The sequence below is a fragment of the Rhizobium sp. BK049 genome (assembly GCF_014193135.1).
Taxonomy (GTDB): Bacteria; Pseudomonadota; Alphaproteobacteria; order Rhizobiales; family Rhizobiaceae; genus Rhizobium.
In genome coordinates this window covers 204,968-225,328 of the sequence record NZ_JACHYV010000001.1, presented here as the reverse complement: position 1 = coordinate 225,328, position 20,361 = coordinate 204,968, and the positions used below count along the sequence as shown (strand labels likewise).

The 20,361-nt window shown below is 61.4% G+C and carries 16 protein-coding genes; 5 read left to right on the top strand and 11 right to left on the bottom strand.

The annotated features are described in order from the left end of the window. Nucleotides 1-187: 187 nt before the first annotated feature. Nucleotides 188-1,231, top strand: a complete 1,044-nt coding sequence (locus FHT70_RS01070) for a magnesium and cobalt transport protein CorA (protein ID WP_183698381.1) — start codon at nucleotides 188-190, stop codon at nucleotides 1,229-1,231. Here FHT70_RS01070 and FHT70_RS01065 read toward each other — a convergent pair whose 3' ends face one another. The 3 genes from FHT70_RS01065 to FHT70_RS01055 all read right to left on the bottom strand — a co-directional run bounded on the left by FHT70_RS01065 (nucleotide 1,232) and on the right by FHT70_RS01055 (nucleotide 3,324). After that, the gene (locus FHT70_RS01065; protein WP_183698380.1) at nucleotides 1,232-2,005 is read right to left on the bottom strand and encodes a phosphotransferase; all 774 of its coding nucleotides are present in this window, start codon (nucleotides 2,003-2,005) and stop codon (nucleotides 1,232-1,234) included. It abuts the gene before it with no gap. After that, nucleotides 2,002-2,892, bottom strand: a complete 891-nt coding sequence (locus tag FHT70_RS01060; protein ID WP_183698379.1) for an MBL fold metallo-hydrolase — start codon at nucleotides 2,890-2,892, stop codon at nucleotides 2,002-2,004. The genes FHT70_RS01065 and FHT70_RS01060 overlap by 4 nt, the downstream gene beginning before the upstream one ends. Before the next feature lie 69 nt (nucleotides 2,893-2,961). Further along, a complete protein-coding gene (locus FHT70_RS01055; protein ID WP_183698378.1) occupies nucleotides 2,962-3,324 on the bottom strand; it encodes a hypothetical protein in 363 nt (120 codons plus the stop codon). A gap of 245 nt (nucleotides 3,325-3,569) precedes the next feature. Here FHT70_RS01055 and FHT70_RS01050 point away from each other — a divergent pair, with 245 nt between their 5' ends. Genes FHT70_RS01050 through glgB form a run of 3 tightly spaced genes read left to right on the top strand, consistent with a single transcriptional unit; the run spans nucleotide 3,570 to nucleotide 12,271 of the window. Then, nucleotides 3,570-6,794, top strand: a complete 3,225-nt coding sequence (locus FHT70_RS01050) for an alpha-1,4-glucan--maltose-1-phosphate maltosyltransferase (protein WP_183698377.1) — start codon at nucleotides 3,570-3,572, stop codon at nucleotides 6,792-6,794. Beyond that, on the top strand, nucleotides 6,795-10,076 hold the full coding sequence (gene treS / locus FHT70_RS01045) for a maltose alpha-D-glucosyltransferase (RefSeq protein ID WP_183698376.1): 3,282 nt from the start codon (nucleotides 6,795-6,797) through the stop codon (nucleotides 10,074-10,076). After that, nucleotides 10,073-12,271 carry a 1,4-alpha-glucan branching protein GlgB gene (gene glgB, locus FHT70_RS01040; protein WP_183698375.1) on the top strand — a complete coding sequence of 733 codons (2,199 nt, stop codon included), beginning with the start codon at nucleotides 10,073-10,075 and terminating at the stop codon, nucleotides 12,269-12,271. The genes treS and glgB overlap by 4 nt, the downstream gene beginning before the upstream one ends. 21 nt (nucleotides 12,272-12,292) lie before the next feature. Here glgB and FHT70_RS01035 read toward each other — a convergent pair whose 3' ends face one another. Then, complete coding sequence (locus tag FHT70_RS01035) at nucleotides 12,293-13,918, bottom strand: thiamine pyrophosphate-dependent enzyme (protein ID WP_183698374.1); 1,626 nt, start codon at nucleotides 13,916-13,918, stop codon at nucleotides 12,293-12,295. Nucleotides 13,919-13,943: 25 nt separating this feature from the next. Beyond that, on the bottom strand, nucleotides 13,944-15,122 hold the full coding sequence (locus tag FHT70_RS01030) for an amino acid aminotransferase (RefSeq protein ID WP_183698373.1): 1,179 nt from the start codon (nucleotides 15,120-15,122) through the stop codon (nucleotides 13,944-13,946). A gap of 150 nt (nucleotides 15,123-15,272) precedes the next feature. On the opposite strand from FHT70_RS01030, the gene FHT70_RS01025 reads away from it, so the two are divergent. Beyond that, a complete protein-coding gene (locus FHT70_RS01025) occupies nucleotides 15,273-15,740 on the top strand; it encodes an Lrp/AsnC family transcriptional regulator (RefSeq protein ID WP_183698372.1) in 468 nt (155 codons plus the stop codon). A gap of 12 nt (nucleotides 15,741-15,752) precedes the next feature. Here the strand turns inward: FHT70_RS01025 and FHT70_RS01020 are convergent, their stop codons facing one another. The 6 genes from FHT70_RS01020 to FHT70_RS00995 all read right to left on the bottom strand — a co-directional run bounded on the left by FHT70_RS01020 (nucleotide 15,753) and on the right by FHT70_RS00995 (nucleotide 20,361). Further along, on the bottom strand, nucleotides 15,753-16,514 hold the full coding sequence (locus FHT70_RS01020; protein ID WP_183698371.1) for an ABC transporter ATP-binding protein: 762 nt from the start codon (nucleotides 16,512-16,514) through the stop codon (nucleotides 15,753-15,755). Further along, the gene (locus FHT70_RS01015; protein WP_183698370.1) at nucleotides 16,511-17,551 is read right to left on the bottom strand and encodes an iron chelate uptake ABC transporter family permease subunit; all 1,041 of its coding nucleotides are present in this window, start codon (nucleotides 17,549-17,551) and stop codon (nucleotides 16,511-16,513) included. Before FHT70_RS01015 ends, FHT70_RS01020 begins: the two co-directional genes overlap by 4 nt. Next, the gene (locus FHT70_RS01010; protein ID WP_183698369.1) at nucleotides 17,548-18,573 is read right to left on the bottom strand and encodes an ABC transporter substrate-binding protein; all 1,026 of its coding nucleotides are present in this window, start codon (nucleotides 18,571-18,573) and stop codon (nucleotides 17,548-17,550) included. Before FHT70_RS01010 ends, FHT70_RS01015 begins: the two co-directional genes overlap by 4 nt. Before the next feature lie 142 nt (nucleotides 18,574-18,715). After that, the gene (locus tag FHT70_RS01005) at nucleotides 18,716-19,597 is read right to left on the bottom strand and encodes an alpha/beta hydrolase (protein WP_183698368.1); all 882 of its coding nucleotides are present in this window, start codon (nucleotides 19,595-19,597) and stop codon (nucleotides 18,716-18,718) included. 2 nt (nucleotides 19,598-19,599) lie between these two features. Then, nucleotides 19,600-19,881 (bottom strand): hypothetical protein, encoded by a 282-nt coding sequence (locus FHT70_RS01000; protein WP_183698367.1) that lies wholly within the window; start codon nucleotides 19,879-19,881, stop codon nucleotides 19,600-19,602. Nucleotides 19,882-19,908: 27 nt separating this feature from the next. After that, on the bottom strand, nucleotides 19,909-20,361 hold the full coding sequence (locus tag FHT70_RS00995) for a hypothetical protein (protein ID WP_183698366.1): 453 nt from the start codon (nucleotides 20,359-20,361) through the stop codon (nucleotides 19,909-19,911).

Genomic DNA, 20,361 nt, shown 5'->3' with positions numbered 1-20,361 from the left:
TGACGAAAGCGCGAAGGCAGTCCAGCCTCCCATGATGCGCCTATGCGTTGAGAGCCTGTTTGGCACTGGCTCTTTTATGCCGATGCCGAAGCGGATGCATGTTTTTCGAAATGGCATTATGATCGGCGCAACGCCTGACTGGCGTTGGTGGCGATGCGTGATGCGTCGGACGGGGAGGACGGCAGGATTGGAACGGCTGAAGGATCTGGACAGTATTTCCGCGCGAGTTGGCAGCGGCTCGGCATCGCCTCCCTATGAGCGGCGCGGCGTCGTGGCGGCCGCAGTCTACGAGCATGGGCAGCGCATTCGCGACATCAGGATAGAGGAGGCCGGCGAATGGCGAAACCGGGAGAATGCCATCGTCTGGATCGGCCTGCACGAGCCGGATGAAGTGCTGCTGCACCAGATCCAGGCCGAGTTCAATCTGCATCCGCTAGCGATCGAGGACGCGGCGCAGCCCCACCAGCGCCCGAAGCTGGAAATTTACGGCGAGGCGATGTTCATCGTCGCCCGCACCGCCCATATGAAGGATGGCGAAATCGTCTTCGGCGAAACGCATCTCTTCGTCGGCCGCGGTTACGTCGTGTCCGTTCGTCACGGCGAATCCTCGTCTTATCTTGCGGTCAGGCAGCGGTGCGAGGCGACGCCCGCCGCCCTTGCCCACGGCGAGAACTACATCCTCTATTCCATCCTCGATTTCATCGTCGACAACTACATGCCTGTCATCGAGGTGGTGCAGGAAGAGGTCGAGATGCTTGAGGATCTCGTGCTGCGCGAACAGCTGGGAAAATCCGACATCGAGCGGCTTTACATGCTGCGGCGCAAGCTTCTGCGGCTGCGCAACGCCGTGGTGCCGCTCGTCGACGTCTGCCGACGATACGAGCATATCGATCTTCCCGGCATGGATCCGACGCTGCAATCGCTGTTTCGCGATGTCACCGATCACGTGCGCCGGGTTCAGGAAGATATCGATGCATTGCGCGAGGTGCTCGCCTTCGCCTTCGAAGCCAGCGTCATGATCGGCCAGACGGAACAGACGGCGATCGCCCGCAAGCTCGCGGCCTGGGCGGCGATCCTCGCCGTTCCCACCGCGATCGCCGGCATCTACGGCATGAATTTCAGCGATATGCCGGAATTGAAATTCCAGTATGGCTATTTCGTCGTATTGGGCGTCATCGCTGTCCTGTGCCTCAGCCTTTTTGGCTTCTTCCGCCGGCGAAAATGGCTTTAGTCAGGACAGCGCTTTCAACAGCCGATTTCGGTGCATGCCGATATAGCCGATGTCGTTCAGATAACGCCTGGCGTCTCCTGCATCGACGTCTTCCGCAAAGGTCTCGTCTCCGGCGGCGGCACTTGCCAGCATGAACTCGACGAGGGCTTGAAGCCGCCTGCAGATCATCTCGGGAAGCCCATGCCGTTCTTCCGTCGTCGCGCCATAGGCGTTGCAGAAGATTTTCGCCCGCCGCAGCTGGTCGTCCAGACCGAATGCCACCGAGGGGTTGGCAGGATCGGAGAGGGGCGCCCAGCGATAGACCGCATAGGCGAGATCCCAAAGGCGCGGGGCGGGATGGGCAGTGTCGAAATCGATGATCCCGACAGCCTCCTCATTGACGGTCGCCACATTATAGGGCGCATAGTCTCCGTGACAGACGATCTCACGTGGCTCCTGCGGCGGCAGCATCCATATCTGAGCATCGTCATCCGATTCCAGAAAGCCTTGAGATGCAGTATGAAAATTGCGCAGAAGTCTCGCTGCTGACATCAGCATGCGCTCCGATCCGACAAGGGGATCACTGAGGTCTTCACAGACGCGCCCTGCGACGTAGCTGACGACCTCCTGATCGTCGCCGGTAATTTGAATGGGCTGCGGAGCCGCCGAAAAGCCTTTGCTTCCGAGATGGCGCAAGAACCGGTGCGTGGTCGGCGTCCATGCGCCGGATGGTCTGATGACGGTATCGCCGTCGCGCCAGATCTGTCCGGTTCGCCCGCCCTCCAGTAATTTCACGCATGGCTTCCAGATTTCAGTTTTTCGATGTGGGCCTGAACTGTAGCGGCAAGATTCGTCTCATGGCAGTTCCGGTAGAACGCCGCCGTGTCCAAAGGCATCCCGTCGGGAATGGCGACGAAGTCGTCAAGACGGAAACCACTTGTACTGCCGAGTTCAGGGTCAGCCAGCTGGCTTTCACTCAGGCCGCCGATGCGAACAGCCAGGGCTTCGAAATAAGCAAGGTTCTCATCCACTACCGAAGGTGAAGATGACCTGCCGTGCGCGGGAATGACCAGTTTCGCATCAAGGTCACGGATCCGTCTGAGCGAGGAACGGATCTGGCGAAGATCATCGGCACTCCTGCTCCAGACTTCGGGAATGGGATATTCCACCGCGTCGACGGCCAGGCAGATGCGGAGTTCCGGAATCCAGACGGCGATATGGTCAGGCGTGTGTCCCGGCGTATGAATGAGTTCCAGCGTCAGATCGCCGCCGTGCAGGACCATCGAGCCGGAGAAGGTGATATCCGGGTCGATGAGCTCGACATTTGCAAACCGCGTTTCCTGGCTCGCCTTGTCCTTCAGGATCTGCTGCGTGGAAGCATCACGCAGACGGTCGAGAGCTGCGGCATGCGCAATGATCGGAGCACGCCCTGAAACCGCAGAGTTTCCCCAGAAATGGTCCCAATCCATATGCGAATTGACGACGATCAGCGGGCGATCCTCGCCTCTGTCGCCAAGCAGATCCAGCGCCATCCGGCACAGCTCGGGCGTGCCGAGCGTATCGATCAGGACATTGAACCTCTCGGTCCGCACAAACACGGCATCGACCTCGTCTCCCGCCCGGAGGATAATGATGCGCTCGTCAAGTCCGGGATAGGAGCACAATTCTACCGCTTGGTTCACGTCTGCCCGCCATATTGCAATCGCAGTGATGTCATCTACTACATCAAATCTCGATTGGATGCTCGCCCCCTAAGGGCTCCCAGATGTCCGCTCCACCGGCACTGGCACATCCCACCGTTCCATCACGGCGTTCGGCACAGTGACCGCACAGATCACCATTACGCTGGGCTTCGAGCGGCCGAGGTCCTTCGGCGTCCATTGCGCCTGGAGCGGGACGGCGCATCGGGGAACCAGCACCTTCGCGTTCGGTTCCAGCACGTTCCAGCGCTGGTGCCCCCTGGCGGTCTCCTGCGTGATGAAACGCCTGGCCTCCTCGCGGATTTCGAACAGGCCGTGCTTATCAGGTGTCGAGCGGTCGGTCTCGATGCTCCAGGAGGCGAGGAAGGGTATGCAAGCCGTGAGGGCGGTAATGACGACTATTGATCGAAGCATTGATGGGTGGGCTCTCAATCGTTCGATGATTTCCGGATTGGAAACAGTCGGAGGATCTTTTAGCGCATGGCGGCAATATCTCTACCGGCAAATCCCAGGACTTCCTTCTCTCGTTGAGCGCGACGACCTGGCTGATGATGTCGTCTCCCGTCCCGCATGCCCCATGCAGCCGTGAATTGACGGTTTGAGTGGAACAACCTCCGCCAAAGGAAGTTTGCCTGAAAAGCAACTCGAGGCGGCGGCCGATGTTACTCTCTGCGAAGCAGGGTGCTTTCAGCACCCCACCCCGGATCTATTATGTCAACCCGCTACTTCTCCAAGGTATCGATGCATGGCGTGAGGTTTTCGGCCATGCGGCGGATACCGGCTTTGATTATGTTCTGACCGCGCCGCTCTTCGAGCGGGGCGGGGACTGCAGCGTCTTTACCTCCCGGGACTTCGATCGCCTCGATCCTGACCTGCAGCTCGGGAGCGCGGTCGATGATGGGCTATCGCGCTTGGTGGAGGCCGCGGAGAAGAGCGGCGTCGGCCTGATGATGGACCTGATGCTCGACGGGAAAGTCGGCGATGCGCAAGCCGGCTTTCGTCCGGTCGATCCTCGACGCTCGCCGCTCGATCCGGCGGAGCCGATGAACACGATCGGGTCCGAGCGGCAATTGCGTTTGTTGGGAGTGTGGACCGAACGGCTATGGCGGCTGTCCGGACTCGGCCTCTCCGGCTACCGAGTGCTCGGGATTGATCGCGCCGCACCGTCGCTTTTCAAATCGCTGATCGCTGCGGTGCGCGAGAAGGCTGACGCTCAATTTCTCGCCTGGACGCCCGGCACCGATTTTGCGGTAAGAAGAGCGATCGCAGATGTAGGCTTTTCAGGCTGTTTTTCATCGATGGCCTGGTGGGATCTCGACGAGAGATGGTTCGTCGAGGAGCACCGCGTCCAGGAGGCGCTCGGCTGGCAGGTTGCCTTTCCCGAACCGCCCTTTGCCAGGCGGATCGCGCATGGGTCCGAGAGCCGTGAAATCCTCGAGCGGCGTGCCGTCAGAGCGCTGCGGCTTGCCGCCTCGCTCGGCGGTGGTCTCATGGTTCCGATCGGTTTCGAATATGGTGCGGCGACACCGCTCGATCCGACCCATGGCGATGGTTCCGGGCTGCGGAGGCTGCGCCATGATCTCGCCTTCGACATCTCCTCCGAAATACGCGTCGCCAATGCCGAGATCGGCAGGTCCGGCCACGCGCGCGCTCCATCGCTTCGCCTGATCCGCAACGCCAATGGGCCGGTTTCGGCGCTTGTGCAATCCGAGGAGCAGGATCTTCGCAGCGCATCGAATGTGCGGTTCGTCCTGATTAACAAGGACCTCAGGAGAAGCGCTTCCGCACCAATGACGGCCCTTCGCGAAGCTGCCTCCGGTTATCTTCCCGTCGCCGCCGATGCGGTCCTGCGCTTGCGGGCAGGGGAAATGCGGATCATCGAAGCCAAAGCGCCCGAGCCGATCGCATCCCGGCCAGCTATCGACGTTGAGCAGGCAATCGCTTCGCCGCGGCTTGCCATCGAAAACATCATGCCTCGGGTCGATGACGGACGATTTCCCGTAAAGCGTGTCGTCGGCGAAACCGTCACAGTCGAGGCCGATATATTCGCCGACGGCCACGACCCGATCGCCGCCGTGCTGCTCTGGCGGCCGCACGATGCCATGGCGGAGTGGAACGAGACGGAGATGCAGTTGGTCGAGAACGACCGCTGGCGTGCCGAATTCCTGCTGGAACGCGTCGGGCGCTATGAATTCGCGGTCGAAGCGTGGAAGAACCCGTTCGCGATCTTCCGCTACGAGCTGACCAAGAAGAACGATGCCAGGCTGGACCTGAAACTGGAGCTGCAGGAAGGATTGGACCTCGTCCGCGCCGCAAAAGCCGAAGCGCAGGCGGCACTCGGCGCAGAGTTGCAGGCGCTCATCGACAGTCTTGAAAACGCTTCCGATGCCGAGCGCACGGCGATCTTGCTCGACCCCGAGACAGCCGAGTTGATGAAACGGGCCGATAAGCGGCCTTTCCGGCTTCGCTCCACGGCAAGCGCCGTCGATGCCGAACGCAAGTCGGCGGCCTTCGCCAGCTGGTACCAGATCTTCCCGCGTTCGCAAAGCGGCGATCCGAACCGGCACGGGACCTTTGACGACGTCATCCCGAGACTGCCGGATATCCGCGGCATGGGCTTCGACGTGCTCTATTTCCCGCCGATTCATCCGATTGGAACGACCAACCGGAAGGGGCGCAACAACAGCCTGAAGGCAGCACCCGGCGATCCGGGAAGTCCTTATGCCATCGGCTCCAAGGAGGGCGGCCATGACGCAATTCATCCAGAGCTTGGCGATTTCGAGGATTTCGGCCGGCTGGTCGAGGAGGCGGGCCGGCATGGGCTGGAGATCGCACTCGATCTTGCAATCCAGGCTTCGCCGGATCATCCCTGGCTGACGGAACATCCCGGCTGGTTCGACTGGAGGCCCGATGGCACGATCAAATATGCGGAGAACCCGCCGAAAAAATACGAGGACATCGTCAATGTCGATTTCTATACGAAAGACGCGCTGCCCTCTCTGTGGGTGGAACTTAGGGATATTGTCCAGCTTTGGGTCGACCAGGGCGTCAAGCTGTTTCGGGTCGACAATCCGCACACCAAGCCCTTCCCGTTCTGGGAATGGCTGATCGGCGATATCAGGGCGCGCCATCCCGAGGTCGTCTTCCTGTCGGAAGCCTTCACCAAGCCGAAGGTCATGTACCGGTTGGCGAAGATCGGCTTCTCCCAGTCCTATACCTATTTCACCTGGCGCAATACCAAGTGGGAGCTCGAGCAATATATGCGGGAGCTCACCGAGACGGCGCCGAAGGAATTCTTCCGCCCGCATTTCTTCGTCAATACCCATGACATCAATCCGGATTTTCTGCAGAACGCGCCGCGCCCGGCCTTTCTGATCCGCGCGGCATTAGCCGCGACGCTTTCCGGACTGTGGGGCGTCTATAACGGCTTCGAACTCTGCGAGGGGCGTCCCGATGCCAAGCGCAAGGAATATGCCGACAGTGAGAAATACGAGATTCGCGCCTGGGATTACGACAGGCCGGGCAACATCATCGCCGAAATCCGGATGTTGAACCGCATCCGGAACGAAAACACCGCGCTGCATTCGCATCTCGGGCTGACGCTGCTGAACGCGTGGAATGACAATATCCTGTTCTTCGAGAAGGCGAGCCGCGCCCGCGACAATGTCCTGCTGATCGCGATCAGCCTCGATCCCCACAATTTTCAGGAGAGCAATGTCGAGCTGCCTCTGTGGAAATGGGGGCTTGGGGACGGCGGCGCGCTCGACGCCGAGGATTTGGTCACGGGGCACCGGTTCAGGTGGAACAGCAAATGGCAGAGAGTGAGTTTCAATCCTCAGACCCTGCCCTTTGCGATCTGGCGCGTTCGCGCAGCGGAGGCATGAATGGACACGATGAATCCCGGTAGCGTCGACCCGCTGCTCTGGTACAAGGATGCGATCATCTATCAGTTGCACATCAAGTCGTTCTACGACGCCAATGGCGATGGTGTCGGCGATTTTGCCGGACTGCACCAGAAGCTCGATCACATCGCAGCGCTCGGCGTCAACGCCATCTGGCTTTTGCCTTTCTTTCCCTCACCGCGCCGCGACGACGGATACGACATTGCCGACTACGGCAATGTCAGCCCGGATTACGGGACCATGGAGGATTTTCGCGCCTTTGTTGACGCCGCCCATCAGCGAAATATCCGCGTCATTATCGAGCTCGTCATCAACCATACCTCCGACCAGCATCCCTGGTTCCAGCGCGCACGCCATGCACCTGCGGGATCGCCGGAGCGGGATTTCTATGTCTGGTCAGATAGCGACCAGAAGTTCCCGGAAACGCGCATCATCTTCCTCGATACGGAGAAATCGAACTGGACGTGGGATTCGGTCGCCGGCGCCTATTATTGGCACCGCTTCTATTCTCACCAGCCCGATCTCAATTTCGACAGCCCGCTGGTTATGGAGGAACTGCTGAAGGTGATGCGGTTCTGGCTGGAGACCGGCATCGACGGTTTCCGCCTCGACGCAATTCCCTACCTCGTCGAGCGCGAGGGGACGATCAACGAAAATCTTCCCGAGACCCATGCGATCCTCAAGCGCATCCGTGCCGCTCTCGACGCCACTCATCCCGGCGTGATGCTGCTTGCGGAGGCCAATCAGTGGCCCGAGGACACGCGGGAATATTTCGGCGAAGGCGATGAATGCCACATGGCGTTCCACTTCCCGCTGATGCCGCGCATGTATATGGCGATCGCCAAGGAAGACCGCTTCCCGATCACCGACATCCTGCGTCAGACGCCTGAAATCCCGGAGAATTGCCAGTGGGCGATCTTCCTGCGCAATCATGACGAGCTGACGCTTGAGATGGTCACCGACGCGGAGCGGGACTATCTGTGGGAGACCTATGCATCCGACAAGCGCGCCCGCATCAATCTCGGCATCAGGCGGCGCCTGGCGCCGCTGATGGAGCGGGACCGCCGGCGCATAGAGCTGATGAACGCGCTGCTTCTGTCAATGCCGGGAACGCCCGTGATCTATTATGGCGATGAGATCGGTATGGGCGACAACATCTATCTCGGCGACCGCGACGGGGTGCGGACGCCGATGCAATGGTCGCCCGACCGCAACGGCGGCTTCTCCCGGACGGATCCGGCGCGCCTCGTCCTTCCGCTGATCGCCGATCCGCTCTACGGTTTCGAGGCCGTCAATGTCGAAGCCCAGAGCACCGACGCGCATTCGCTGCTCAACTGGACGCGAAAGATGCTGGCGTTGCGTGGCCGGCATCCGGCCTTCGGACGGGGATCGCTGCGTTTCCTGTCGCCTGAGAACCGCAAGATCCTGGCCTATCTCAGGGAATATAACGGCGAGACGCTGATGTGCGTCGCAAACCTCTCGCGACTGCCCCAGGCGGTCGAGCTCGACCTCTCGGCTTTTGAGGGCCGCGTGCCGATCGAACTAACGGGCATGTCGCCCTTTCCACCGATCGGGCAACTGACCTATCTCTTGACACTGCCGCCCTATGGCTTCTTCTGGTTTCAGCTGGAGGCCGATGCCGATCCGCCGGCATGGCGCACTGCTCCACCCGAACAGCTTCCCGATCTCGTGACGATGGTGATCCGCCGCGGTCTGCTCGACCTGGTCGATGAGCCGCGGTTGGGACGCGTCCTCAGCAACGAAATTCTACCCGCCTATCTCGCCAAGCGGCGCTGGTTCGGGGCGAAGGACCAGCCGCTTCAGGCGGCTCGGCTGATCTCGGCAACGCCGATCCCCTATGCCGAGGGGATCGTTCTCGGCGAATTGGAGGTGGATCTGCCGGATCATAGCGAGTCCTATCAGTTGCCGCTGGCGGTCGCCTGGGATGATGCGCAACCCTCCGCTCTGACGCAGCAGCTCGCCCTCGGGCGGGTTCGTCAGGGCAGGCGGGTCGGCTTCCTGACGGATGGGTTCGCGATCGAGCCGATGGCGCGCGGCATCTTGCGCGGGCTGGCCGACCGCTCGCGCATTACCGGGCGTACCGGCACCCTCGAATTTCTCGGCACCGAGCGACTCGACCGCCTGCAGGTTACCGACGACATGCCGGTTCATTGGCTCTCGGCCGAGCAATCCAACAGTTCGCTGATCGTCGGCGACGTCGCCATGATCAAGCTAATCCGGCACATCTTCCCCGGCGTCCATCCGGAGGTCGAAATGACGCGGTTTCTGACCTGCGCGGGTTACGACCATACCGCGCCGTTGCTTGGCGAAGTAGCCCACACCGATTCCAGCGGCCGCCGCTCGACCTTGATCATCGTCCAGGGTGCGATCCGCAACCAGGGCGACGCCTGGAACTGGATGCTGAACAATCTGCGCCGCGCGGCCGACGAGCTCGTGTTGAACGATCCGGCGGTCGAGCCCGGCGACGATGTCTTTCAGCCGCTGATCAACTTCGTTGCCATGGTCGGCATGAGGCTTGGCGAATTGCACGTCGTGCTGTCCGGTGAAAATGCGGACGAGGCTTTCAGCCCTGTCGTCGCCGGCAACGATGAGGTCGAGGCGATCAAGAAGGCGGTGGCGGGCGAAGTCGCTTATGCCATGTCGAAACTGGCAGAACGCGAGGAAAATGCCGAGCCCGCGATCGATCAACTCGCCCGCCCGCTTCTGGAGCGCCGTTCCGAACTCATCGAGCTTGGCGCGCGTCTGGCGGAGAGCGCCCGCGGCGCGCTGATGACGCGCACCCATGGCGACTTCCATCTTGGCCAAATCCTGGTCAGCGAGGGTGACGCCGTCATTATTGACTTCGAAGGCGAGCCCGCCAAAAATCTCGCCGAACGCCGCGCCAAGACAGTTCCGCTCCGCGACGTCGCCGGGCTTTTGAGATCGCTGAGCTATCTCGTCGCCACTGCCCAGCTCGACAATGACGCGGTCACCGAACACGAAAACGAGGTGCGCCGGGACGCGATCGCGCGTTTCGGGCGCAATGCCGAAGAGGCTTTTCTCGATGCCTATTGGCAGGCGGTCTCCGTATCGAGGGCGCTCGCCATGCCGACCGAACAAAGACGGAGGATTCTCGATGCCTTTCTTCTCGAAAAGGCAGCCTATGAAATCGCCTATGAGGCCCGCATCAGGCCGAAGTGGCTGCCGATCCCGCTTGCCGGCCTTGCCGAAATCGTATCGCGCTTGGCGAGGGTCGAGGCATGAATGTTGAACGCTCCGAACTTCTCGCCGGCATCGGGCATGATGCGCTCTGGGCCCTGATCGAGGGACGCCACGGCGATCCCTTCTCGATCCTCGGTCCGCATGAAAGCGGCGGCATGACGATCGTGCGCGTCTATCTGCCGGGTGCCGAAGGCGTCGATCTCATCGAAGCGGCTAGCGGCAGGGTGGTGACACCCTTCAGCATCGCTCACCCCTCCGGCCTGTTTGCGGCGGCGATGGGTTCGAGGATGCCCTACCGGTTGCGGATCACGTGGCCGGATGGCGAGCAGATAACCGAGGACCCCTATAGCTTCGGGCTTCTGCTCGGAGAACTCGATCTCCACCTGATCTCCGAGGGCACCCATTACAGCCTAAGCCGGACGCTCGGCGCGGTCGAAATGTCGGTCGACGACGTCGCGGGCGTCCGCTTCGCCGTCTGGGCGCCGAATGCCCGCCGCGTTTCAGTTGTCGGCGATTTCAACGCCTGGGACGGGCGACGAAACCCAATGCGGCTAAGGCAGCCGGCGGGCGTCTGGGAGCTGTTCGTGCCACGGCTGGCGCCTGGCGAGAGATACAAGTTCGAGATCATCGATCCGCATGGAAACTGCTTGCCGCAGAAAGCCGATCCGGTGGCGAGAGCGAGCGAAGCCGCCCCGTCCACCGCTTCGATCGTCGCATCCTCGACGCGATTTCGATGGACTGATGACAATTGGATGAAGGGCCGGTCGCGGCAGCAAAGACTGGAAGGGCCGATCTCCGTCTACGAGGTGCATGCCGGGTCCTGGCTGCGGGAGAATGGCGGGCGGTCGCTCGACTGGGTCGAGCTCAGCCAGCGGCTCGTTCCCTATGTTCGCGAGATGGGATTCACCCATATCGAGCTGCTGCCGATCATGGAGCACCCCTTCGGCGGCTCCTGGGGATATCAGCCGCTAGGCCTCTTCGCCCCGACCGGCCGTTATGGCACGCCTGAGGATCTCGCCTATTTTATCGACCGCTGCCATGGCGCCGGGATCGGCGTCATCCTCGATTGGGTGCCGGCGCATTTTCCCACCGACGTCTGGGGGCTCGCCCGCTTCGACGGCACCGCGCTCTACGAACACGAGGATCCGCGTGAGGGCTTTCATCGCGACTGGAACACGCTGATCTACAATCTCGGTCGCAATGAGGTGAAAGGCTTCCTGATCGCCAGCGCGCTCGAATGGCTCGAACGCTACCATATCGACGGATTGCGCGTCGATGCCGTCGCCTCGATGCTCTACCGCGACTACAGCCGCAACGAGGGGGAATGGATTCCCAACCGGTATGGCGGCCGCGAAAATCTGGAAGCGGTGGAATTCTTCAAGCACCTGAACAGCATCGTCCATGAGCGCTGCCCGCATGCGATGACAATCGCAGAGGAGTCGACCGCCTGGCCCGGCGTCACCAAACCGCCGGAAGAGGGTGGGCTCGGCTTCGACATGAAGTGGAACATGGGCTGGATGCATGACAGCCTGAGCTATATCGAGAAGGATCCGGTTTACCGGAGTTACCACCACGGCACGATGACCTTCGGCATGATCTATGCCTATTCCGAACGCTTCATTCTGCCGATTTCGCACGACGAGGTGGTCTACGGAAAGGGCTCGCTGCTCGGCAAGATGCCCGGCGACGAGTGGCAGAAGTTCGCCAACCTGCGCAGTTACCTCGCCTTCATGTGGGGCCATCCCGGCAAGAAGCTGTTATTCATGGGAAGCGAGATCGCTCAACCCGGCGAGTGGAACCATGACGCTTCGGTGAGCTGGGATGTGCTGGATCGGCCCGCGCATGCAGGAATCCAGCGGCTGGTCAAGGATCTGAACGGCTTTTACAAAGACGAGCCGGCCTTGCAGTTTGGCGATTTCCATCACCAAGGCTTCGAATGGGCGGCGGCTGATGACGCCGTGAATTCCGTCCTCGGCATGCTGCGTTATGCCCCTGACCGCTCCTCGTCGGTGCTCGTCGTCTCGAATTTCACGCCGGTGCCGCGCTATGGCTATAGGATCGGCGTCCCGCAGGATGGCGTTTGGATCGAGAAGATCACGACGGATGCGGGCGAATATGGCGGCTCGGGCCTCGTCAATGGCGCAGTGTCGAGCGAACCAGTATCTGCCCACGGGAGGCCGCATTCGCTCTCGCTGACGCTGCCGCCGCTTGCGACGATCTTTCTTAAGTCGCCTTGATAGGGTTTCGCCTCCTTCCGGTCATTCGTGCGGAGCCGGATGGATGAAGGGCCAGGGGCTTGCCTCCGATCCCTTTTCAACTGGAACTTCGATGAGGACGGGCTCGTCGAGTGCAAGGGCTTTCTCCAGCACGTCCCTTAATTCGCCGGGGCTCGTCGCCTTGAAGGATCGGATGCCGAAGCTTTCGCCGAGTGCGACGAAATCGGGATTGGTCAGATCCGAACCGAGAATGCGGCCCTTATAGGTCTGCTTCTGGTCGCGCAGCACATTGCCATAGGCGGAATTGTTGAACACGATGGCGACGACGGCGATCCTGTGCTGGAGGGCGGTGGCAAGCTCCTGAACGCCGAACATGAAGCCGCCATCACCCGAAACGGAGATCACGACTTTGTCGGGATGGGCGACTTTCACGCCCAAGGCGGTGTTGAAGCCGAAACCGAGATTGTCCTGATAGCCGCATGTCACATATTGACGAGGACCGTAGGTCGGGAAGGCAAAGCGGGCGGTAAAGCCCATCTGGCTGACTTCCTCGACGAAGAAGCCGTCTCTCGGCAGGGCCTCGCGAATGGCTTCGAGATAGCCAAGCTGCGGCTGCACCGCCGAAAAACGAGACCTTGCCTCTTCATTGAGTTCGGCAAATTCACGTGTGCGATCCTCGCGGCCGGAACCGGCCAGCGCATCGATCAGCGCCTTCGTTCCATCCCTGGCGTCCGCGACGATACCGACATCCGGCTTGAGGCGGACCATTTCGGTCGGATCGATATCGATGCGGATGATCTTGAGCCCCTTGGGAAGCCACTTCCAGCGCATGAACTGCAATTCGAGCCGGCTGCCGACCCCGATCAGCACGTCGACCTTCTTCCAATATTCATAGGCGGCGACGAAATTCAGATAGTTCGGATGGTCGTCGGGGACGATGCCCTTGCCGGAGCGATGCGATGTCACCGGTGCCTGCAGCAGGTCCGCAAGCGCGGCGATATCCGCGCCGGCATCCGCCGCGCCACCGCCAACCATGATCATCGGATTACTGGCGCTTGATATCAGCGCCGCCGCGGCGGCGATCTGATCGGGATTGATTGCCGGATGAGGCGCTCTCGCGCCAATGGGAATGTCGATTTCAGGGCCGGATTGTCCGAACACGTCCCAAGGGGCTTCAACCGCTCCCGGGCCCTGGCGGCCGGATAGCATCTTGGCGACGACCCCCGCCATGATGACACCGGCTTCGGACTGGTGATTGATGCGTTCCGCCGTCTTGGTAATCCCACGCATTGTCACGAGTTGATCCGGCAGTTCGTGCAGCTGTCCTCTGCCTCGGCCGATGAGGTGCGACATGATGTTGCCGGTGACGCAGAGCACCGGCGCGTTGGCGCCGTAAGCGGTGCAGAGGGCCGCGCCCGAATTGAGAACACCCGGGCCGGGCACGACGGTATAGGCGCCGATCCGGCCGGTGGATTTGGCATAGCCGTAGGCCATATAGGCCGCGCCCTGTTCATGCCTGGTGTGGATGAACCGGATCTTGTCGCCGGCGTCATAAAGCGCATCGTTGAAATCATACATATGAGCGCCGGGGATGCCGAAGACCGTGTCGATCCCATGGGCGACAAGCGATCGGGTGATCGCCTGGCCGGTCGTTTCTTTCCTGCTCATTCGGAGGCTCCAACGGAGTGTTGATTTATGACTTCAGGCAGCCTTCGGCCCTGAGCGCGGCGACGATGGCGCCGGCATCGGCGGGCTGCATGCCGGCAAGATTCATGCGGCCGGAATCCGCCATGTAGATGCCATGGTTTGCCCTGAGCGCGATCGCCGTTTCCTTGCGCATGGAGAGATTGGAAAACAGGCCGCGCTGCCGGCTGATGAAGGCCAGTTCGGTCGAGGCAGCAGCCAGCGCCGTGCGATTGCCGTTGATGCGCTCGCACATTTCTTCGAGTTCGGCGCGCCACATTGCCGTCATTTCTGCGCTTTCGAGAATGGCCCTGACGACGGCAGCCCCATGATCCGGCGGCATGGACCAGTTGACGCGGGCAAGCGCCGCCATGTTGCTTTCCGCCTTTCTGACGTCATCGGCATTGCGAGCCGCGACATAAAGTGCGCCGACGCGTTCGCGATAGAGGCCGAAGTTCTTGTCGCAGGAATAGGCGATCAGCGCCTCGTCGACCGCATCGAGGATCATGCGTGTCGGGGCGGCATCCTGTTCGAGGCCGTCGCCGAGCCCCTGATAGGCAAGATCGATGAAGGGCACCAGCCTGTGCGCAACGAGGAGGTCGGTAATCTTTCGCCACTGCTCGATGGTGAAATCGATGCCAGTTGGGTTATGGCAGCAACCGTGAAGCAGCACGACGTCGCCTTCCCCGGCGGAAGACAAGGCGGAGACGAAGCTGTCGAATGTCACCTGCTGTGAAGTCAGGTCCACGAAGGCGTATTCCTTCACGCCCAAGCGTGCCGAAGCGAAAATCGGTGCATGGTTGGGCCAGCTCGGCGTTCCCAAAAAAACCTTTGCTGATGGGTTTGCCGTTTGAATGAGCTCCGCGCCGAGACGGAGCGCGCCGCTGCCGCCGGGCGTTTGAATACCGGCGAGCCGTTGGGCGAATTTCGGCGCGTTGCCGAAGATGATCGGCTCAAGCAGGCGCACGAATTGCAGATCGCCTTCGGGGCCGAGGTATTTCTTGCTGCCCTGGGTCTCCAGGAGAAACTGCTCCGCCGCCTTGACGGCCCGCATGACGGGCGTGCGTCCCATGCCATCGCGATAGACGCCGACGCCGAGGTCGATCTTTCCGGCACGATCGTCGGCCTGGAAGGCCTTGATGAGGGCGAGCAGGCTATCGGCCGGCCGGCTGTTCAGTTGGTCAAACACAGTTCCACCTCGCTTTTGCATTGTGGCTGGAGATTAACTGAACTGTCACGGCGAATTTCTGCGATTTTCACCCCTGGAGTCCGCGATCGTGCAGACAATCGGCGGAAGCGGCCTATAATGTGCAGAAAATCACCGTCTGGAGTGATGGTCATGCTTGATCCGTTCGATATCAAATTGCTCACCGCCCTCCAGCAAAACAGCGAGATGACGCAGGGCGAGTTGTCCCAGAAGGTCAACCTGTCCGCCACTCAATGCGCGCGCCGTTTGGAAAGACTTCGCAAAGAGCAATATATCCAGAGCGTCGTCGCTATCCTCAATCCGGTGAAACTGGGTTTCACCGTCGTCGCACATACGCTCGTCAGCCTTCGAGCCCATACCGAAGGCGGAAACGAGCGGCTCCATCGCTTCATCGAGACTGCGCCGGAGATCCTGGAATGTTACTCGCAGACAGGCGACGCCGACTTTCTGATGAAGGTCATGACGCGTGACCTCGACCATCTCAGCCAGTTTCTCGAAAGAATGATCCGGCTCACCGACAATCTGGCGTCGGTCAAATCGAGCATCGTCCTCAAGACGATTAAAAAGACGACCGCTTTGCCGCTGCAGATCGTGACGTGAGAGCGGCCGTTCTCACCTGAGATAGTGGATATGCGGGCGCGAATGATGGGGGGAGGCTTCGATGCGGGCTTCGACCGAAAAGACCTCGCGCAGCAGCGCCTCGCTAAGCACATCCTCTGGCGCGCCTGACGCGACGATCCGGCCCTGCTGCATGATAGCAAGCTCGTCGCAGAACATGGCGGCATGGTTGAGATCGTGCAGGGCGACGATGCTGGTGATCGGCAGGCCGGAAACGAGCCGCATCAGGCCGATCTGGTGCTGAATGTCGAGATGGTTTGTCGGTTCGTCGAGGATGAGTTCCTGCGGCGACTGGGCAAGCGCCCTGGCGATGTGGGTGCGCTGCTTTTCGCCGCCCGATAGGCTCTGCCAGCGATCGTTGCGCTTTTCGGCCATGCCGGCGCGGGCGAGCGCTGCCTCGACCGCCTCTTCGTCGGCCTTCGTCCAGCCGGAGAACATCGACCGGTGCGGGAAACGGCCGAGCTTGACGACGTCGACGACCTTGAGATTGGCGTTCGTCGTTGCGTGCTGCTCGACGAAGGCGATACGCCGGGCGATCGAGCGGCGGCTGATCGTGCCGATATCGCTCCGGTCGAGTGTGACGCGGCCGGAATGCGGCCGCTTCAGGCCCGCGAGAAGCCGCAGCAGCGAGGTCTTGCCCGAGCCGTTCGGTCCGAGCAAGCCGAGCATCCGGCCGGGCTGCGCCTCCATGGAGACGCCGTCCAGAATGGTCTTGCTGCCAATTTTCCAGGTGAGGTTGTCGGCCTTGATGCTCATGACGCGCGCTGGAACCGGTAGAGGATGATCGAGAAGAAGGGCACGCCGACCAGCGCCGTTACGACTCCGATCGGCAGGATCTGGTTGGGAATGAGGGCACGCGCGGCGATGTCGGCGAGCACCATGAAGATTGCGCCTGATATGGCGCAGGCCGGCAGAAGACGGATATGAAGCGGCCCGACCACGAAACGGGCGACATGCGGCACGACGAGGCCGACGAAGCCGATCGAACCCACCATGCTGACGATCGTGGCCGTCATCATCGCCGTCAGTGCGAAGAGCGCCATTCTGGCGCGGCTGACATTGACGCCGAGCGAGGATGCCGCCTCATCGCCGAAAGCGAAGGCGTCGAGCACGCGGGCGTAGAGCAGGCAGGCGGCGAGGCCGAAGCCGACGACGATCGAGACCAGCGCAAATTCCGGCCAGCGCACGCCGCTGAAGCTGCCGAGCAGCCAGAACATCACGTCGCGGGCCTGCTGCGCATTGGCCGACGTGGTGACGATATAGGAGGTCGAAGCGTTGAAGAGCTGCGAGGCGGCGACACCGGCAAGGATGGTTCGGTCCGCGCCGCCGCGCGTGCCGTTCGACAGCAGCGCCACAAAGAAGAAGGCCGCGAAGGCGCCGGCGAAGGCGCCTGCCGAAAGCGATACGGCGCCCGCGCCGACGCCTAAAATGACGATCGCAACGGCACCGGTGGAGGCGCCGGCCGAAATGCCGAGCACATAGGGTTCGGCGAGCGGATTGCGCAGCAGCGACTGCATGATGGCGCCAGACAGCGCCAGTCCCGCGCCGCAGAAGGCGGCGACGAGCGCGCGGCTCAGGCGATAATCCCAGATGACAGTCTCATGGATGCGGTTCAGCTCGACAGCGGTCCAGCCGAGCCGGTTGGTAACGGCCGAGAAGGTGGTCGCGAGCGGGATCGGCAGGTCGCCGATCCCGACGCTGACGCCGATGGCGACAGCGATGAGGCAAAGGGAAGCCAGGAGCAGTGCGATGACTGCTCCCAGCTGCCGGAAGAGACGGCCTGCGTCGGTCACTTCAGGAGACCGAGGGCCTTCAGCTGTGCGGCCACCTGTTCGGCCCCGTAGATCGTGCGGATGGTTGGGTTCATCGCCTGGCCGTCCATCACGACGAGCGCCTTATTCTTGACGGCAGGAATCTGGCTGACGGCCGGATCGGAGTTCAGGAAGTTGATCTTGGCTTCGGGCTTGTCGAGCTCCCAGCGGTTGCGGTCGAGGCTGGCGACGACGATGACGTCGGGGTTGGAGGCGATGATGCCTTCCCAGCCGACGGTCGGCCATTCTGCGTCGGCGGTGATCGCATTATGTCCGCCGAGCAGATCGGCGATGAAGCCGGAGGCGCTGTTTTTACCACCAACATAGGCGTCGGCCGACGGGCTGGGGCTGGAAAACCAGAAGACGTAGGACAGGTTCTGGCCGTCCTCGGCAACGCTCCCGCGAAGCTTGGCTTCACGCGCCTTGAAATCGGCGATCAGCGCCTGGCCCCGATCGGCGACATCGAAAATCTGAGAGAGTTCGTCGATCTCCTTGTAGAGAAGATCCATGTTCCACAACTCGCGGCGGCTGCCGTACTGGTCCTTGACGTCCTTGGTGCTGAGGCAGGTGCTCGGCGAGAGGTAGGTTGAGACGCCGACCTTGTCGAAATCCTCGCGCTTGGCGATCTTGCTGTTGGGGCCGACCAGGCTTGGCAAGGCCACCGCCACGAAATCGGGATTTTCCGCGAGCATCGACTCGAAGGTCGGCATTTCGACGGTGAGAAGCTTGACCTTGGCATTTGCCTCGGCGAGCTGCGGCAGAACCCTGCTCGGCCAGAAGGCGGTGCCGACCATCTTGTCTTGAAGGCCGAGCAACAGAAGGATTTCCGCGCTGTTCTGGCCAAGCCCGATCGCCCGCTCGGGCGCCTTCTTGAAGGTCACCTCAGCGCCGCAGTTTTCGAGCGTCAGCGGGTAGGTGGTCGAGCCGGCGAATGACGGAGCCGCGGCAAGGCCGATCAGAGCGGAGAGGCCGCAGGCGGCCAGAAGTGATTTAAAGCTGATCACTGTAGAAATCCCGGTGCGTGAGTTTATGGGCGGGGGTATAGCCACAGGAGGCGCAGGAAAACAAGACCAAATGGATCAACTTATCGCAAAAATCGACGGTGCTGGACACTGCGCCCAGTTAGCTCGCCTGCCAGACCATGTCCTAAGTCCAGATACTATCACTATCGTTTTCGAGAAACTTCCGGATCGCCTGGGAGAGAGCTTGTGGGTTCTCCTCGGCCACGTGATGGCCGCTGTCGATGCCGAAGCCGCGCACGTCCTCGGCCCAGTTTCGCCAGATAGCGACGGGATCGCCGTAGATCTGTTCCATATCGTCGCGCAACGACCAGAGGCACAGCATGGGGCAGATCACTTTCCGGCCGGTATCGCGGTCCTCGCGGTCGTGGCGGTGGTCGATACTGAGGCCGGCGCGGTAATCCTCGATCATCCCGTGGATCACGGCTGGATCGTGGATAATGTCGATAAGGTCGTCATAGGCCGGCCTTCCCATCAGTTCAGGCGAGAGTTTGTCGTACCATGCCAAGGGATCGGCCATGATCGCCCGCTCCGGCTTTTCCGGCTGAGCGAAGAAGAACCAGTGGTACCAGTCCCGGGCAAATTTCCAGTCGGCGCGTTCGAGATGCTCGATAACGGGGATGCCGTCGGCGATGACGAGTTTCTGCACGCGATCGGGATGGTCCATCGCCATGCGGAAGGCAGTCAGGCTTCCGCGGTCGTGGCCGACCACCGCGAAGTTTTCGTGCCCCAGTCGCCGCATCAGCGCGACCAGCGCTTCAGCCTTGGCGCGCTTCGAAGAGTTGCTGCTGTCGGGAGCATCGGCCGGCTGGTAGGAGCGGCCGAAGCCGGGAAGGTCGGGGCAGACGACCGTGTAGTCGGGCGCCAGCAGCTCCGCCACCTTCCCCCAGGTCATATGCGTCCTGGGATGGCCGTGGAGGAGAAGAACGGCTGGTCCTGATCCGCCGTGTCGGACGCGAAGCGAACCCGGTCCGACGTCGACGGAATCGAGAGAAAAGCCTTGGAACATGGTCAGCTGAGCTTGCCCACGAGCTTGGCATAATCCGAAAATGTCGCCCCTTCGCCTTTGCTGCCGGCCTCGCCGGCAAGCTGCAGCACACGGATTGGAAATAGGATTGCCGCCAGGTTGGCGCCGGAGAGCTCATGGTCGTCGTCCTCCTCGATAGCCCTTTTGGCTTTCGAGAGCGCGGCATCGATTTCCGCGCGCGTAAGCAATTCCTTTTCGACGATCGCGTCGCATATCGAGGCCATTGCCATGATCAGGCCCTTGAGCTGCAGATTGGCGGGATTCATGAGAACTCCCGGGTGAAGAAAGGATTTCTAGTCCTGTTCGACCGGCCGGATTGTGTCGACCGAGACCGTGCCGTCTAGAATACCCCGCTTTATATCACGTCTGTCCCGATCGATCTCGATCACGGTGTAGAGTTTGTCGTCACGAAAGGCGCTGGCATTGGCCGTGGTGACATCTTCGGCAGGCGCCGCATCGACTTCCATGAAATCGAGCTCGCGTGCCGCGGCAACGATTCTGGCATCGCCCGGCGTCCGGGCGGCGACGACGATGGCGCCGTGATTGGGCGCATTGCCCCATCTGGGATCGTCGGGTTTGGCGATCGGCTCAAGCCGGTAGATGTTCAGCACCTCGCCGCCGGTTTCGGACGATGCCTCCGCCGCGGCATCCTGCATCTGCGCTTGGCTCTCGACCGACTTTCCGAAGGTCGTCGGGCTGGTCGCATTGTTGATCTCGTCTTTCCCTGTCCTTGAGACGTTCGACAT

Excerpts from the sequence above, each read along its gene's own strand:
- FHT70_RS01055 (WP_183698378.1), bottom strand. The coding sequence starts at position 3,324 with ATGCTTCGATCAATAGTCGTCATTACCGCCCTCACGGCTTGCATACCC.
- FHT70_RS01050 (WP_183698377.1), top strand. The coding sequence starts at position 3,570 with ATGTTACTCTCTGCGAAGCAGGGTGCTTTCAGCACCCCACCCCGGATC.
- treS (WP_183698376.1), top strand. The coding sequence starts at position 6,795 with ATGGACACGATGAATCCCGGTAGCGTCGACCCGCTGCTCTGGTACAAG.
- glgB (WP_183698375.1), top strand. The coding sequence starts at position 10,073 with ATGAATGTTGAACGCTCCGAACTTCTCGCCGGCATCGGGCATGATGCG.
- FHT70_RS01035 (WP_183698374.1), bottom strand. The coding sequence starts at position 13,918 with ATGAGCAGGAAAGAAACGACCGGCCAGGCGATCACCCGATCGCTTGTC.
- FHT70_RS01025 (WP_183698372.1), top strand. The coding sequence starts at position 15,273 with ATGCTTGATCCGTTCGATATCAAATTGCTCACCGCCCTCCAGCAAAAC.
- FHT70_RS01020 (WP_183698371.1), bottom strand. The coding sequence starts at position 16,514 with ATGAGCATCAAGGCCGACAACCTCACCTGGAAAATTGGCAGCAAGACC.
- FHT70_RS01005 (WP_183698368.1), bottom strand. The coding sequence starts at position 19,597 with ATGTTCCAAGGCTTTTCTCTCGATTCCGTCGACGTCGGACCGGGTTCG.
- FHT70_RS01000 (WP_183698367.1), bottom strand. The coding sequence starts at position 19,881 with ATGAATCCCGCCAATCTGCAGCTCAAGGGCCTGATCATGGCAATGGCC.
- FHT70_RS00995 (WP_183698366.1), bottom strand. The coding sequence starts at position 20,361 with ATGTCGAACGTCTCAAGGACAGGGAAAGACGAGATCAACAATGCGACC.